General features: G+C 65.2%; 12 protein-coding genes. 7 read left to right on the top strand and 5 right to left on the bottom strand.

Going from position 1 to position 15,263, the window contains the following annotated elements; translation table 11 throughout:
• Positions 1-200 precede the first annotated feature (200 nt).
• Together AC1RQG_RS13115 and AC1RQG_RS13120 are read left to right on the top strand one after the other, a co-directional pair.
• Positions 201-1,562, top strand: a complete 1,362-nt coding sequence (locus AC1RQG_RS13115) for a L,D-transpeptidase Cds6 family protein (RefSeq protein WP_493131960.1) — start codon at positions 201-203, stop codon at positions 1,560-1,562.
• A gap of 41 nt (positions 1,563-1,603) precedes the next feature.
• Positions 1,604-2,800, top strand: a complete 1,197-nt coding sequence (locus AC1RQG_RS13120) for a L,D-transpeptidase family protein (protein WP_493131962.1) — start codon at positions 1,604-1,606, stop codon at positions 2,798-2,800.
• Between the two features lie 46 nt (positions 2,801-2,846).
• On the opposite strand, the gene AC1RQG_RS13125 is transcribed toward AC1RQG_RS13120, so the two are convergent.
• On the bottom strand, positions 2,847-3,320 hold the full coding sequence (locus AC1RQG_RS13125) for an acyloxyacyl hydrolase (RefSeq protein ID WP_493131964.1): 474 nt from the start codon (positions 3,318-3,320) through the stop codon (positions 2,847-2,849).
• Between the two features lie 214 nt (positions 3,321-3,534).
• On the opposite strand from AC1RQG_RS13125, the gene AC1RQG_RS13130 reads away from it, so the two are divergent.
• A complete protein-coding gene (locus tag AC1RQG_RS13130; protein WP_493131966.1) occupies positions 3,535-4,425 on the top strand; it encodes an NAD(P)-dependent oxidoreductase in 891 nt (296 codons plus the stop codon).
• A 24-nt stretch (positions 4,426-4,449) separates the two neighbouring features.
• Here AC1RQG_RS13130 and AC1RQG_RS13135 read toward each other — a convergent pair whose 3' ends face one another.
• On the bottom strand, positions 4,450-5,646 hold the full coding sequence (locus AC1RQG_RS13135; RefSeq protein ID WP_493131968.1) for a M20 aminoacylase family protein: 1,197 nt from the start codon (positions 5,644-5,646) through the stop codon (positions 4,450-4,452).
• Between the two features lie 162 nt (positions 5,647-5,808).
• On the opposite strand from AC1RQG_RS13135, the gene AC1RQG_RS13140 reads away from it, so the two are divergent.
• The 4 genes from AC1RQG_RS13140 to AC1RQG_RS13155 all read left to right on the top strand — a co-directional run bounded on the left by AC1RQG_RS13140 (position 5,809) and on the right by AC1RQG_RS13155 (position 12,716).
• Positions 5,809-7,887, top strand: coding sequence for a molybdopterin-containing oxidoreductase family protein (locus tag AC1RQG_RS13140; RefSeq protein ID WP_493131970.1), 2,079 nt, complete (start codon positions 5,809-5,811; stop codon positions 7,885-7,887).
• A gap of 9 nt (positions 7,888-7,896) precedes the next feature.
• Positions 7,897-9,024 (top strand): aminopeptidase, encoded by a 1,128-nt coding sequence (locus AC1RQG_RS13145; RefSeq protein ID WP_493131972.1) that lies wholly within the window; start codon positions 7,897-7,899, stop codon positions 9,022-9,024.
• A gap of 218 nt (positions 9,025-9,242) precedes the next feature.
• Positions 9,243-10,934, top strand: coding sequence for a long-chain-fatty-acid--CoA ligase (locus tag AC1RQG_RS13150; RefSeq protein WP_493131974.1), 1,692 nt, complete (start codon positions 9,243-9,245; stop codon positions 10,932-10,934).
• 111 nt (positions 10,935-11,045) lie between these two features.
• A complete protein-coding gene (locus AC1RQG_RS13155) occupies positions 11,046-12,716 on the top strand; it encodes a long-chain fatty acid--CoA ligase (RefSeq protein ID WP_493131976.1) in 1,671 nt (556 codons plus the stop codon).
• A gap of 104 nt (positions 12,717-12,820) precedes the next feature.
• On the opposite strand, the gene AC1RQG_RS13160 is transcribed toward AC1RQG_RS13155, so the two are convergent.
• Genes AC1RQG_RS13160 through AC1RQG_RS13170 form a run of 3 tightly spaced genes read right to left on the bottom strand, consistent with a single transcriptional unit; the run spans position 12,821 to position 15,202 of the window.
• Positions 12,821-13,108, bottom strand: a complete 288-nt coding sequence (locus tag AC1RQG_RS13160) for a hypothetical protein (protein ID WP_493131979.1) — start codon at positions 13,106-13,108, stop codon at positions 12,821-12,823.
• 59 nt (positions 13,109-13,167) lie between these two features.
• Complete coding sequence (locus AC1RQG_RS13165) at positions 13,168-14,751, bottom strand: alkaline phosphatase D family protein (protein ID WP_493131981.1); 1,584 nt, start codon at positions 14,749-14,751, stop codon at positions 13,168-13,170.
• Positions 14,752-14,764: 13 nt separating this feature from the next.
• Positions 14,765-15,202, bottom strand: a complete 438-nt coding sequence (locus AC1RQG_RS13170) for an acyl-CoA thioesterase (protein WP_493131983.1) — start codon at positions 15,200-15,202, stop codon at positions 14,765-14,767.
• Positions 15,203-15,263: the final 61 nt, after the last annotated feature.

The following is a 15,263-nucleotide window of genomic DNA, read 5'->3' on the forward strand; positions in this document are numbered from 1 at the left end:
GTGAAAGTAGGTTATCGTCAAGCTAGTTATATGAGAAAACCCCGCCGACTTAATGTTGGCGGGGTTTTTTTTCGTCTCTGCTGTTTGTTGGTCATCGTTGTTGGGCATCTGTTACTAAAATCATCGGTATCCTTGCATACTTTTGATATGCGGAAACAGAAGGTGTACCATGTCCCCTTTCGCGCTAGCCTACGACCTCAATGAAAATTAAGACCGCTCCAACTAGTAGCAACAACAAGGTTTCCACCCCGAGCATGCGTCGCGCCATCGCCCGGTTGCTGGGGTATTCCGGTGTGATTGCACTGTTGTGGGCGTCGCCCTCGTGGGCGGATGAGGTGGCGGACGTTAGCAAATTGCTGCGTGCGGGCAAGGTGGCCGAGGCGCTCGTCAAGACCAATGAGTTCCTTGCCAAGCATCCGGCCGATCCGCAAATGCGCTTCATGAAAGGCGTATTGCTGACCGAGCAGAACAAATCGGACGAAGCCATTGCCGTCTTCACCAAGCTGACCGAAGATTATCGCGATTTGCCCGAACCCTATAACAACCTGGCTGTCCTGTACGCGGCCAACGGCCAGTATGACAAGGCGCGCATCGCGCTGGAAAAAGCCATCCGCACCAATCCCAGCTACATGACGGCCTATGAGAACCTGGGCGACGTCTATGGCAAGATGGCCAGCCAGGCCTACGACAAGGCGCTGGCCCTGGGCGCCAACAACACGCCCACCAAGTCCAAGCTGACCTTGCTGCGTACGTTCTCCAGCAGCACCGGCGCGAAGGTGACGGTGCCGGAGCCGCAAGTCGCGCAAGCGGCGCCAGGGCCGGCACATCCGGCCGCCAACGCACCTGTGCAATTGATTACGCCATTGTCGCCGAATACGGCCAAGTCCATGCCGCCGCAGCGCATTCCGGCTTTGGCGGTGACGCCGCCGGCGGCCGTGGCCGCCAAGCCGGCACCCGCTCCGGTGCTGGCAAAAGTCGAACCGCCTAAGCCGGCCCCGGCGCCCGTCCCAGTGGCGCGCAAACCGGCGGCGCCCGTGGTGCTGGCGAAAGTTGAGCCTGCCAAGTCCGTGGCCGCGCCGGTCCCTGTGCCGGCCAAAGTGGAACCGGCCAAGCCTGCGCCTGTGAAAGTGGAGCCGGCCAAACCCGCGCCGGCGCCTGTGCTGGCCAAGGTGGAACCGCCCAAGCCGGCTCCCAAGGCGGAACCATCCAAACCGGACAACAGCGAGAGCGATGCCGTGCTGAAACAGGTGCATGGCTGGGCCAAGGCCTGGTCGGCGCAGAACGTCGATGGCTACCTGGGCTATTACGCCAGCGAGTTTGAACCGCCCAAGGGCATGTCGCGCAAGGCCTGGGCCGAGGAGCGCCGCGCGCGTATCGCCGGCAAGGGCCGTATTCATGTGGAGATCGGCACGCCCGAGGTCAATGTCCATGGCAATACGGCGAAAGTGACGTTCCGGCAGACCTATGAATCCGACCGATTGACGGCTCGTAGCCGGAAAACGCTCGTGCTGATCAAAAATGGTGGAAAATGGCAGATCAAGCAGGAGTCCTCGGGTAGCTGATGTCACACTTTAGATTTATGCAAGATTGGCGGACAAGTCGTGTGCTGTGCGTCCTCCTCATGGGGTTGTTGGGGGGAGGGACCAGCTTCGCCGCAAAAAAGCCCGTCAAGGCGCGCCATGCGCCGGTGGCGCAGAAGGCCGACCCTGAGGCGCTGCTGTCCGATATTTACCGCGAGCTGGCCGAGAACAATCTGCGGGCGGCGCAAGAGAAGGCCGACGCGCTGGTCGAGGCCTACCCGAATTTCCGGCTCGGCCACCTGCTGCGCGGCGACTTGCTGTTGATGCATACCCGTCCCGTCGCCATGCTGGGCGCGGCCGTGCCCGTGGGGGCGGAAGCCCGGCTGGCCGACTTGCGGCGCGAGGCGGCCGTGCGCTTCCAGGCCCAGCCCGGCCGTCCCGCCGCCTCGCTGGTGCCGCGCGCGTTGCTGCAGATGCGCAAGGATCAGCGCCACGCGCTGATCGTGGACGCCAAGCATTCCCGCCTCTACCTGTACGAGAATCGCAATGACCAGTTGCGCCTCTTGTCGGACTTCTATGTCAGCCAGGGCAAGCTGGGCATCAATAAATCGCGCGAAGGCGACATGCGCACGCCGATCGGTGTCTATTACATCGTCGGCCGCCTGCCCGGCGTGAGGCTGCCCGACATGTATGGCAAGGGCGCCTTGCCGCTCGATTATCCGAACGACTGGGACAAGGTGCACGGCCGCGGCGGTTCCGGCATCTGGGTGCATGGCACGCCGCCGGAGACGTTCAGCCGGCCGCCGCTGTCCACGGACGGTTGCGTGGTGGTCAGCAATGACGACCTGTTCAAGCTGACCCGCACGGTGGAGATCGGCAAGACGCCGGTGCTGATCGGCGACCAGGTCGAGTTCGTCACCAAGGCCGTCATGGAGAAGGACCTCAAGCTGGCCACCGGCCTGGTGGAAAGCTGGCGCCGCGACGTGGAGCGGCGCGACGAAGCGGGTCTGCGCTCGCACTATTCGGCCCGTTTCAAGTCCGCCACCGACGAGGACGTGGACACCTGGCTGGCCAAGCAGCAATTCCTGCCCGGCGCCAAGAAGGTCAGCGTGACCGTCAGCGATCCCAGCTATTTCCGCGAGCCCAGCAAGGAAGAAATCATCGTCAGCAACTTCACGCAGGAAACCGTGGTGGGCCGCTACCGCCACGCCGTGCGCAAGAAACAATATTGGGCCAAGGAAGGCCAGGCCTGGAAAATTGTGGCCGAGTCCAACGCATAAAAAAAGCGCCATGTCTGGCGCTTTTTTTTTCGGGAGGAAATGATCGTCAGAAATGGTACGACGCTTTCAGCTCCAGGAAGTTCACGCCCGTGTTCGGCTTGCGATAGCCGCCATTGGAAAAGTGCTGGATCTTGGCGCCGATCTCCCAGTTGTTGTCGAGCACATAGCCGATGCCGATGTGGTCGCCGAACTGGAACAGCGTGGACAAGCGGTAGGTATCGTTGTTGTACAGCTCGGACAGCCGGTGCACACCGATGCCGCCTTCGTAGTAGATGCCCTTCTTGTTGTCATGCTCCCAGCGGAACACCGGGGTGAAGCCGATGTCGGTCAGGTTTTCATGGGCGCCCGACACGTTCCGGTACTGGTATTCGCGCCAGAAGCCGAAGCTGGCGTCCCAGTAGCCGCTCAGGTGGCTGCCGTTGGACTGGAACCAGCGCGCGCTCCAATCCTTCTGCACCCCGACACGCACCATACGGACCTTGGCGGCACTGCCATAGTCAACGGAAACGGAATCGATCACACTACCATCTGCTGCCTGTGCCGCGTGCACGGCCAACAATGCGGCGGCTGCCGCAATCAACTTTTTAGCGAACATAGTATCCTAATAATTAAAAAGCTGTATCTCCCCATGGATACGGCTGACCTGATTGTACCGGGGTTCCAATAAAATGTTTTAGCGAGAAATTTTTCTTAATTTGATAGCAATATCGACCTTTTCAGGAGTGAGTAACCCCATGCGCATCACCTTTCTTGGCATCGGCTTGATGGGAGACCCGATGGTACGCCGGCTGTTGAATTCTGGCTATACCGTCAAGGTCTGGAACCGCACCCACAGCAAGGCGCAGGCCCTGGCGTCGGCCGGCGCCGTGCCCGTGCCGCAGCTCGATGCGGCCGTGCGCGATGCCGACCTCGTCATCTCCATGCTTGAGGCGGGCCCGACCGTGGCGCTGGTGCTGGACGCCGCCATGCCGGCCTTGGCGCCCAACGCGTTGTGGGTGGACATGAGCTCGACGCGCCAGTCGGAGGCGCAGCAGTTCCACGCCCTGCTGACGGCCCAGGGCCGGCGCTTCATCGACGCGCCCGTGTCCGGCGGCGTGGGCGGCGCCCAGGCCGGCACGCTGGCCATCATGGCCGGGGGCAGCGCCGACGATTTCGCCCAGGCCGAGCCGGTGCTGGCGGCCATGGGCCGGCCCACGCTGGTGGGGCCGGCCGGCAGCGGCCAGGTGTCGAAGTTGTGCAATCAGCTGATCGTCGGCGCCACCCTCAACATCGTGGCCGAGGCCTTGCTGCTGGCCCGGGCGGCCGGCGCCGATCCGGCCGCCGTGCGCACGGCCATCCGGGGCGGCTTTGCCGAGAGCAAGATTTTGGAGGTGCATGGCCAGCGCATGCTGGAGCGCAATTTCGTCGCCGGCGGCCAGGTCAAGACGCAGATCAAGGACCAGCGCAACATCCTGGCGGCCGCAGCGGCGGCCGGCGTGACCCTGCCCGTGACCGAGCTGGTCACGCAGCGCTACGAAACGATAGAGCAGGTCTACCCGCAGGCCGACCATTCGGCCGCGCTGCTGGCACTGGAACGGCTGAATCCGGGCCAGCGCGTGGGCACGGCGCCGGACCAGCTGGCCTGAGTCGCCGCCGGCCCCGCCCGTGACTTACTTCGCCAGCGGCAAGCTCATTTCCGCCAGCCGGACCCAGAAACTGGCGCCGATCGGCAGCAGCTCGTCGTTGAAGTCGTAGCTGGCGTTGTGCAGCACGCACGGGCCAAGGCCGTGGCCGCCGTCGCGGTGGCCGCCTTCGCCATTGCCGATGAAGACGTAGCAGCCGGGCTTGGCCTGCAGGAAGAACGCGAAGTCTTCCGCGCCCATGGTCGGTTCCACGTTGGGGTTCACATGGTCGGCGCCGGCCACGTCCTTCATCACTTCGATCGCGAACCGGGTCTCCGGGGCGTGGTTGACCAGCGGCGGATAGTTGCGCTTGAACTCGAAATCCACCTCGGCGCCAAAGGCGGCGGCCGTGTGGCGGGCGATCTCGCCCATGCGCGTTTCCAGCAAATCGAGCACCGGCGTGGTGAAGGTGCGCACGGTGCCCACCATCTTCGCCTCGTCCGGGATCACGTTGGTGGCGCTGCCGGCATGGATCTGGGTGATCGACAGCACGGCCGTGTCGAGCGGGCTCTTTTCGCGCGTGATGATGGTCTGCCAGCTCTGCGCGATCTGCACCGCCACCATCACCGGGTCGATGCCGTTGTGGGGCTGGGCCGCGTGCGCGCCCTTGCCCTTGATGGTGACATGGAATTCATTGCTCGATGCCATCATCGGCCCTTCCGTCACGCTCAGCGTGCCGGTGGGGGCGCCGGGCCAGTTGTGCATGCCGTAGATGGCGTCCATCGGGCACTTCTCGAACAGGCCGTCGGCGATCATGCTGCGCGCGCCGGCGCCGCCTTCCTCGGCCGGCTGGAAGATCAGGTAGACGGTGCCGTCGAAGTTGCGGTGGCTGGCCAGGTAGCGGGCCGCGCCCAGCAGCATGGCCGTGTGGCCGTCGTGGCCGCAGGCGTGCATCTTGCCGGGATGGCGCGAGGCGTGCGCGAAGGTGTTGATCTCCTGCATGGGCAGCGCGTCCATGTCGGCCCGCAGGCCGACCGCGCGCTGCGAGGTGCCATGCTTGATGATGCCGACCACGCCGGTCTGGCCCATGCCGCGCAGGATGGGGATGCCCCATTCCGTCAGCTTGGCCGCCACCACGTCGGAAGTGCGCCGCTCCTCGTAGCACAGCTCGGGATGGGCATGCAGGTCGCGCCGGATCTGCTGCAATTCGGATTGAAACGCCAGGATGGGCTCAACTAGTTTCATTGCTGTCTCCGTGTTGGGTGTCGCAGACCGCCGAGGCCGCCTGCGAGATCAGGCATTGTAGCCCTTGTAACAGCGGGAAATCCAGCGCCAGCCCGACGGCAGGTGCGCAGCGCCGGAATCGTTTACGATAGCGGTTTCAGTGTACGCTTTTTGGAACCCGAGATGACCATCACCCACGTCCGCGCCGCCTGCCCGCATGACTGCCCCGATACCTGTGCCCTGCTGGTCACGGTGGAGGATGGCGTGGCCACCGAGGTCAAGGGCGATCCCGACCATCCGCCGACGGCCGGCGTGCTGTGCACCAAGGTGTCGCGCTACACCGAGCGCACCTACCACCCCGATCGCCTGCTGCATCCGCTGCGCCGGGTGGGCAAGAAGGGCGAGGGCAAGTTCGAGCGCATCAGCTGGGACGAGGCCCTCGACACCATCGCCGGGCGCCTGAAGGGCATCGCCGCGCGCGCGCCCGAAGCGATTTTGCCGTACAGCTATTGCGGCACCATGGGGCTGGTGCAGGGCGACTCCATGTCGGCCCGCTTCTTCCATCAGCTGGGCGCGTCGCTGCTGGACCGCACGATCTGCGCCTCGGCCGGCGCCACCGGCTACAAATACACGGTGGGCGCCACCATCGGCACCGACCTCGAGCAATTCCAGAACGCCAAACTGATCCTGATCTGGGGCGGCAACCCCATCGCCTCCAACCTGCATTTCTGGACCCGGGCCCAGGAAGCCAAGCGGCGCGGCGCCAAGCTGATCGCCATCGACCCCTACCGCTCGCTGACGGCGGAAAAATGCCACCAGCACATCGCGCTGATGCCGGGGACGGACGCGGCGCTGGCCCTGGGCATGATGCACGTGCTGATCAAGGAAGATTTGCTCGACCATGATTACGTGGCCCGCCACACGCTGGGCTTCGACGAGCTCAGGCTGCGCGCCGCCGAGTGGACGCCCGAGCGCGTGGCCACCACCTGCGGCATCACCGTGGACGAGGTGGTGGAACTGGCCCGCCTGTACGGCCAGATGGCCAGGGCCGGCGAGCCGGTGGCCATCCGCCTCAACTATGGCGTGCAGCGCGTGCGCGGCGGCGGCATGTCGGTACGAAACATCACCTGCCTGCCGGCGCTGGTGGGCGCGTGGCGCCACCCGGCCGGCGGCGTGCAATTGTCGGCGTCCGGCGGCTTCCCCACCGACAAGCCGGCCCTGCAGCGGCCCGATTTGCTGCCGAACGCGCCGCGCACCATCAACATGGCCACCATCGGCGACGACCTGCTGCGTCCGGCATCGGCCGCGTTCGGCCCCCAGGTCGAGGCCGTGATCGTCTACAACGCCAACCCGGTGGCCATCGCGCCCGATTCGCCCAAGGTGGCGGCCGGCTTCGCGCGCGAGGATCTGTTCACCGTCGTGCTCGAACATTTCCAGACCGACACGGCGGACTACGCCGACATCGTGCTGCCCGCCACCACCCAGCTCGAACACGCGGACGTCCACACCGCCTATGGCCACTCGTACATGATGGCCAACAACGCGGCCATCGCGCCGGTCGGCGAAGCCAAGCCCAACACGGAGATCTTCCGCCTGCTGGCGGCCCGCATGGGCTTCGACGATCCCTGCTTCCAGGAAAGCGACGACCAGCTGGCGGCCCAGGCCTTCCGGCGCGACAGCCCGCGCGCCATCCACTTCGACTGGGAGTCGCTCAAGCGCAAGGGCTGGCAAAAGCTGGCCCTGCCCGACGCGCCGTTCGCCGAGGGTGGTTTCCCCACGCCGTCGGGCAAGTGCGAATTCTATTCGGCCACCATGGCCGCCGACGGCCTCGATCCGCTGCCGTCGTACAACGCCCCGTACGAGTCGCCGGGCAGCAACCCCGAACTGGCGGCGCGCTATCCGCTGGCCATGATTTCGCCGCCGGCCCGCAACTTCCTCAATTCCACCTTCGTCAACGTGAAGAGTCTGCGGGCGGCCGAAGGCGAGCCCCACCTCGACATCCACCCGGACGACTGCGCCGCGCGCGGCATCGCCGACGGCGACATGGTGCGCATCTTCAACGACCGAGGCACTTTTGTGGCCAAGGCGCGCGTGACGGCCAAGGCGCGGCCGGGGCTGGTGGTGGGCCTGTCCGTGTGGTGGAAGAAGCTGGCCAGCGACGGCAAGAACGCCAACGAGGTGACCAGCCAGGCGCTGACCGACATGGGCCGGGGCCCCACGTTTTACGATACACTGGTACAAGTCGAGAAAGTTGCCGCATGAAGGTGAGCAATGGGCCAGTTTCGCAGCGTCTTCTTCCGCGCCAGGTATTGGCTGGTGGGGAGCGGGCTTGCGCTGATGCTGGCCGGTTGCGCCCAGTTCAAGTACTACATCCAGGCCGCCCAGGGCCAGTACGCGCTGTGGTCGGACGCGCGCCCGATTGAGGACTGGCTGGGCGATCCCAGCACCGATCCCAAACTGAAGGCCAGGCTGGAAAAAGCGTTGCTGATACGGCGCTTCGCCGTGCGCCACCTGGGCCTGCCCGACAACGCCAGCTACAAAAACTATGCGTCGCTGTCGCGGCCGTTCGTGCTGTGGAACGTGGTGGCCACGCCGGAACTGTCGCTGCGGCCCATCAAATGGTGCTTCCCCATCGCCGGCTGCGTCAGCTACCGTGGCTACTACAGCAAGGAGGACGCGTTCGCCTACGCCGCCGAACTGCGGGCCGAGGGCGACGACGTGCAGGTGGGCGGCGTGCCCGCCTATTCCACGCTGGGCTGGTTCAGCGATCCGCTGCTGTCGACGTTCATCAATTATTCCGATGCGGAGCTGGCGCGCATGATCTTCCACGAACTGGCCCACCAGGTCGTGTATGTGCAGGGCGACAGCCAGTTCAACGAGGGCTTCGCCACGGCGGTGGAGGAGGCCGGCGTGCAACTGTGGCTGGACCTGTACGGCAACGACGCCATGCGCGAAGGCTATGCCCGCTACCATGCGCGGCGCGAGCAATTCCTGGCCCTGCTGGTCAAGCACCGCGCGGCGCTGGCCGCCAATTATGCGCGCCACGTGAGCGCCCACCACAAGCGCGAGGAGAAGGCGCGCATCTTCGCCGCCCTCAAGGCCGACTATCTGAAACTCAAGGAAAGCTGGGGCGGTTACGCCGGCTACGACCGCTGGTTCGCCGAACCGCTGAACAACGCCCACCTGAGCGCCGTGGCCACCTACCAGCAGGACTTGCCGGGTTTCCGCGCACTGCTGGCGCAGGAAAAGAGTTTTCCGCGTTTTTATGCTGCGGTGCAATCGCTGGCGGACATGACGGTGGCGCAACGCCAGCAACGCTTGCAGTGGCTGGGACGCCCGGCCATGCTCAACGCGGAGAACAACGCCGGTCCCGTCCCGGGCGCCGGCGCCGTGCGGTGATGCTGCGCCGCAGCATGAGTGTTTGCAAAAAGATACGCTTTGGTACGCTTAGAAGGCTTGCTCCAATCGGCGCAAAAGCGCTTGCGCACGAGCGTTCGTTTATATAGCATCGGTTCAAGTACTTTCACGGCGCTCGCGCGCCGGGGGAGCGCCTGACCCTGCTTCCCGGCCCTGTGCGCCGGTCCCCACAACGATAAAATCGAGACAAGAGGCACAGGATGGAGAAAATCTGGTTGAAGTCGTATCCCCCTGGTGTACCGGCCGATATTGATCCTAATCAATATCGTTCCTTGGTGCAACTGCTGGAAGAATCGTTTCACAAGTATGCGGACCGCAACGCCTACGTCTGCATGGACAAATTTCTCACCTACGCCGAGATCGACGCCCTGTCCAAGCGCCTGGGCGCCTGGTTGCAAAGCCGGGGCATGAAGCCGGGCGCGCGCGCGGCCGTCATGCTGCCCAACGTGCTGCAATATCCGATCGCCGTGGCCGCCATCCTGCGCGCCGGCTATACCGTGGTCAACGTCAATCCTTTGTACACCCCGCGCGAGCTCGAACACCAGTTGCGCGACTCGGGCAGCGAAGCCATCATCGTGCTGGAAAACTTCGCCAACACGCTGGAGCAGGTGCTGGGCAAGACGCCTGTCAAACATATCGTGGTGGCCAGCATGGGCGAAATGCTGGGCGGCCTGAAGGGCATGCTGGTCAATTTCGTGGTGCGCAGCGTCAAGAAGATGGTGCCGCCGTTCTCGCTGCCGAACGCCGTGCGCTTCAAGGATGCGCTGTCGCAGGGCGGCCGCATGAAGCTGACGCCGGTAGAACTGCAACCGTCCGATGTGGCATTCCTGCAATACACGGGCGGCACCACGGGCGTCTCCAAGGGCGCCACGCTCACGCACCGCAACCTGGTGGCCAACGTGCTGCAGGTCGAGGCGTGGTCGGCGCCGGCCATCGGCCAGTCGCAGGAAGCGCTGACGGTGGTGTGCGCCTTACCGCTGTACCACATCTTCGCGCTGACGGCCTGCGCGCTGTGGGGCGCGCGCGCCGGTGCGCTCAACCTGCTGATCCCCAATCCGCGCGACATTCCCGGCTTCATCAAGGAACTGGGCAAGTACAAGATCAACGTGCTGCCGGCCGTGAACACGCTGTACAACGCGCTGGTCAACCATCCCGATTTCGCCCATCTCGATTTCTCCGCGCTCAAGGTCGCCAACGGCGGCGGCATGGCGGTGCAGCAAGCCGTCAACGACAAATGGCTGAAGGCCACCGGCAAGTCCATCGTGGAAGCCTACGGCTTGTCGGAAACGTCGCCGCTGGCCACCAGCAACCCGGCCAACAGCACCGCCTTCTCCGGCACCATCGGCCTGCCCGTGTCCTCGACCGAGGTGGCCATCCTGGACGACGACGGCCAGCCCGTGGCGCTGGGCCAGGCCGGCGAGATCGCCATCCGTGGCCCGCAAGTGATGGTGGGCTACTGGAACCGTCCGGACGAGACGGCCAAGGTAATGACACCGGACGGCTACTTCAAGACCGGCGACGTGGGCGTGATGGACGAGCGCGGCTACGTGAAGATCGTCGACCGCAAGAAGGACATGATCCTGGTGTCCGGCTTCAATGTGTACCCGAATGAACTGGAAGGCGTGATCGCGGCCCACCCCGGCGTGCTCGAATGCGCGTGCGTGGGCGTGCCGGACGAGCACTCGGGCGAGGCCGTCAAGGTGTTCGTGGTGCGCAAGGATCCGAACCTGACCGTGGACCAGCTGATGGCCTATTGCAAGGAGCAATTCACGGGCTACAAGAAACCGAAATACATCGAGTTCCGCGACGAGCTGCCCAAGACCAATGTCGGCAAGATTTTGCGGCGCGCGCTGCGCGACGAACCGCAAGCGGCCGTCAAGCAGGCGGCCTAGCGGTAGCGGAGATGCGGCCGGCAAGCGTGGTGGCTTGCCGGCCTTACTGTTTTTAAAACCATAGAAAACGAACTTGGCGCTGGCGCCGTTAACCTGATAATGAGGCAATAGATGGAAAAGATTTGGCTGAAGTCCTACCCCCAAGGCGTGCCGGCGGACATCGATATCACGCAATACCGCTCGGTCACCCACATCCTGGAGGAGGCATTCCGCAAGTTCTCCGACCGCAACGCCTACGTTTGCATGGACAAGTTCCTCACCTACGGCGAGCTGGACCGCCTGTCCGCCGCCATGGGCGCCTGGCTGCAAAGCAAGGGTCTGAAGCAGGGCGCGCGCGTGGCCATCATGCTGCCGAACGTGCTGCAATATCCGGTGGCCATGGCCGCCGTCCTGCGCGCCGGCTACACGGTGGTCAACGTCAACCCGCTGTACACGCCGCGCGAACTGCAACACCAGCTGAACGACTCGGGCGCCGAAGCCATCATCGTGCTGGAAAACTTCGCCACCACGGTGCAGCAGGTGGTGGCCAACACCAAGGTCAAGCACGTGATCGTGGGCAGCATGGGCGACCTGCTGGGCGGCCTGAAAGGCATGCTGGTCAACTTCGTGGTGCGCAAGGTCAAGAAGATGGTGCCGGCGTATTCGCTGCCCAAGGCCATCAGCTTCAAGCAGGTGCTGGCCGAGGGCGCGCGCCTGAAGCTCAAGCCCGTCAAGCAAGGCCACGACGACATCGCCTTCCTGCAATACACGGGCGGCACCACGGGCGTGTCCAAGGGCGCCGTGCTGCTGCACCGTAACGTGGTGGCCAACGTGCTGCAGAACGAGGCGTGGCTGCAGCTGCCGCCGCAAAAGGAACAGCTGGTGTTCGTGTGCGCGCTGCCGCTGTACCACATCTATTCGCTGACCATCAGCGGCTTCATGGGCATGCGTCTGGGCGGCATGAACCTGCTGATCCCGAATCCGCGCGACATTCCCGGCTTCGTCAAGGAACTGGCCAAGTACAAGGTCGCCGTGTTCCCGGCCGTGAACACGCTGTACAACGCGCTGCTCAACAACCCCGACTTCGCCAAGCTCGACTTCTCGTCCTACAAGATCTGCAACGGCGGCGGCATGGCCGTGCAGCAAGCCGTGGCCGACCGCTGGCTGAAGCTGACGGGCACCCCGATCATCGAAGGCTACGGCATGTCGGAAACCTCGCCCGTGGCCACCGCCAACCGGGTCGACATCAAGGAGTTCACGGGCACCATCGGCCTGCCGATCCCGTCGACGGAAATCCAGATCCTGGACGACGATGGCAATGCACTGCCATTCGGCCAGCCCGGCGAGATCGCCATCCGCGGCCCGCAGGTGATGGCCGGCTACTGGCAGCGCGACGACGAGACGGCCAAGTCGATGACGCCGGACGGCTTCTTCAAGACCGGCGACGTGGGCATCATGGACGAGCGCGGCTACACCCGCATCGTCGACCGCAAGAAGGACATGATCCTGGTGTCGGGCTTCAACGTGTATCCGAACGAGATCGAAGGCGTGGTGGCGGCCCATCCGGGCGTGCTGGAGGTGGCGTGCATCGGCGTGCCGGACAAGAACTCGGGCGAAGCCGTCAAACTGTTCGTGGTGCGCAAAGACCCGAACCTGACCGCCGATCAGCTGCAGGACTACTGCAAGCATGAACTGACGGCCTACAAGAAGCCGAAATACATCGAGTTCCGCGACGAGCTGCCCAAGACCAACGTGGGCAAGATCCTGCGCCGCCAGCTGCGCGACGAGAAGCAGGCGGCCTGACGCACGCCGCCTGGAGTGGGGGGCGCGCATGTTACGCCCCCATACTCGCCACAGAAGATCGCCCGCCAAGCCGGGCGATTTTTTTTGCGCGGCCGGGGCCGGCCTCAGGCGGCGGTGTTCTCCCGCACGCGGCTCAGGCAGCGGGCGCGCATGGCTTCGGCCAGGCGCTGGCGCACTTCGTGGTCGTGGTCGAGATAACCTTCCGTGTTGGCGCGGCGGGCGCAGGCGGCCCAGTGTTCGTCGTCCACCTCCTGCAGCCGCTCGAATTCCGCCAGCGACAGCATGACCACCGCATCGCCGGCGGCCGGCTCGATCACGAGTGGCCGCGTGAGTGCGCGCTGCAGCCAGACCTCGAACGCCTGCGCGAGCTCGTCTTCCTTCACCTTCAACATGACCGGCCTCCTGCGAGATTGCTTTACCCAGTATAAGCCGCCTTGACAGCGATGCAAGCCTAGCCTGGCGCCAGTCCCGGCTTGCCATTCGCTACCCGGAAGCGGGCCAGCGTGCGCACGCCGGACGCGGCATCATGCACGTCGTCGAGCGCCTGGAACAGCACCGTGCAGTCATCCGGCGCGAGCGTGAGCAGCATGTAGCCACGCAGGTCGCTGCGGCCGAATTTCAGTTCCCGGTTCATGGCCACGTACTGCGCCGTGCGCGCCTGCGGGCGCGAGGGCGAGGTGACGGAGGTGCCGCAGAACTCGGTGGCCAGGATGGGATTGGCCGCCGAGACGGGTCGCAGCGGATCGCGGCGCAACTCGGCGGCGAAGAAGCTGTGCACATCGCCCGACAGCACCAGCGGATTGGCCGCATGGCTGGCGCGCAGCGCGTCGTACAGGCGCTGGCGCGCCATCGGATAACCATCCCAGCCATCGGTCCAGAAACGCCCATCCTGTCCCGTGCGCAGCGGCACCTGGCTGTTCTGCGCCATCAGCGTCTGCTGGGCCAGCACGTTCCAGCGCGCGCGCGACGATTGCAAGCCCTGCTCCAGCCACGCCTGCTGCTGCCCGCCCAGCATGGTGCGCGACGGATCGCGCAGGGCCGGGCAGTCGCGTAGGTAGACCGAGCTGGAGCCGCCCCGGCCCGGCGGCAGGCAGGCCGGGTAGGCACGGTACTGGCGATCGTCCAGCACATGGAAACGGGCCAGCCGCCCCCAATCGTAGCGCTGGTACATGCGCAGCTGGCCGAAGCCGCCGGGCGGGATGTTGGCGGGCATCGGCAAACGCAGCGGCATGTGCTCATAAAAGGCCTGGTAGGCGGCCGCACGCCGTTCGGCGAAACGCGGATCGAGGCGCTCGTCATGGTCGTTCGCGTAGTCGTTGGCCACCTCGTGATCGTCCCAGGTGACGATCCACGGTGCGGCCACGTGCGCCGCCTGCAGGTCGGGATCGGTCTTGTACTGGGCGTAGCGGGCGCGGTACTCGGCCAGCGTGAAGCTCTCGGCTGTGCGCGTGGCCGCCAGCGGATGGTGCAGCTGGTAGGGGCCCCATTCGTAGATGTAGTCGCCCAGGAAGGCCACCAGGTCGGGCGCGGCGGCGGCGATGTGGCGGTGCGCCGCGTAGCTGCCGAATTCCCAGTGCTGGCACGAGGCCACGGCCAGCTTGAGGCGGTCCGGCATGGTGTCCGGCGCGGGCGCCGTGCGGGTGCGGCCCACGGCGCTGACGGCTTCGCCCAGCAGGAAGCGGTACCAGTACCAGCGGTCGGGCGACAGGCCCGTCACGTCCACGTGCACGCTGTGCGCGAGCGCGGGAATGGCGCTGGCCGTGCCGCGCGCGACGACGCGGCGGAAGCCTTCGTCGGCGGCCATCTCCCACCGCACGGCGTAGGCCAGCGGCGGCATGGCGGCCGCGTTGAGGGGATCGAACAGGATGCGGGTCCAGATCACCACCGCGTCCGGCAGCGGCGAACCGGAGGCCACGCCCAGCGTGAACGGGTAGGGGGCGTTGGGCTGTCCGGCGGCGGTGCCGCCGGTGACAGTGGCGCCCGCCGCGGCCAGGCGCGCGCTGAATGCGAGGAAGTCGCGGCGCGCCGTGCTCATGCGCCGGCGCGCCTTACACCAGCAGCGTTTCGAGCGGCGGCACCTTGCGCGGCTTGCGGTCCGAATCGGTGGCCACATAGGTCAGCGTGGCTTCCGTCACCTTGACGGTGCACGCCTGCAGGCGGTTGCGCTCGGCATACACTTCCACGTTGACGGTGATCGAGGTGTTACCGACCTTGACGATGTCGGCATAAAACGACAGCAGGTCGCCCACGAACACGGGGTTCTTGAACACGAAGGAATTGACGGAGATGGTGGCCACGCGGCCATTGGCGCGGCGCGTGGCCGGCAGCGAACCGGCGATGTCGACCTGGGACATGATCCAGCCCCCGAACACGTCGCCGTAGACGTTGGCATCGGACGGCGCCGGCATCATGCGCAGTTCCGGCATGCGGCCGGCGGGCAGGCCGCGGTGCTCGGGGTAGGGTGTCGTGTTTTCAGGGGTGGTCATCGCAAAATCTCGTGAAGGGCTACAATGGTTTAGATTGAACCATAAAAAGCTGACCTTTGCC

Source organism: Rugamonas sp. GW822-FHT03B10 (assembly GCF_058801745.1).

Coding starts and splice junctions, on each gene's coding strand:
- AC1RQG_RS13115 (WP_493131960.1), top strand. CDS start 201: ATGAAAATTAAGACCGCTCCAACTAGTAGCAACAACAAGGTTTCCACC.
- AC1RQG_RS13130 (WP_493131966.1), top strand. CDS start 3,535: ATGCGCATCACCTTTCTTGGCATCGGCTTGATGGGAGACCCGATGGTA.
- AC1RQG_RS13135 (WP_493131968.1), bottom strand. CDS start 5,646: ATGAAACTAGTTGAGCCCATCCTGGCGTTTCAATCCGAATTGCAGCAG.
- AC1RQG_RS13140 (WP_493131970.1), top strand. CDS start 5,809: ATGACCATCACCCACGTCCGCGCCGCCTGCCCGCATGACTGCCCCGAT.
- AC1RQG_RS13145 (WP_493131972.1), top strand. CDS start 7,897: ATGGGCCAGTTTCGCAGCGTCTTCTTCCGCGCCAGGTATTGGCTGGTG.
- AC1RQG_RS13150 (WP_493131974.1), top strand. CDS start 9,243: ATGGAGAAAATCTGGTTGAAGTCGTATCCCCCTGGTGTACCGGCCGAT.
- AC1RQG_RS13155 (WP_493131976.1), top strand. CDS start 11,046: ATGGAAAAGATTTGGCTGAAGTCCTACCCCCAAGGCGTGCCGGCGGAC.
- AC1RQG_RS13160 (WP_493131979.1), bottom strand. CDS start 13,108: ATGTTGAAGGTGAAGGAAGACGAGCTCGCGCAGGCGTTCGAGGTCTGG.
- AC1RQG_RS13165 (WP_493131981.1), bottom strand. CDS start 14,751: ATGAGCACGGCGCGCCGCGACTTCCTCGCATTCAGCGCGCGCCTGGCC.
- AC1RQG_RS13170 (WP_493131983.1), bottom strand. CDS start 15,202: ATGACCACCCCTGAAAACACGACACCCTACCCCGAGCACCGCGGCCTG.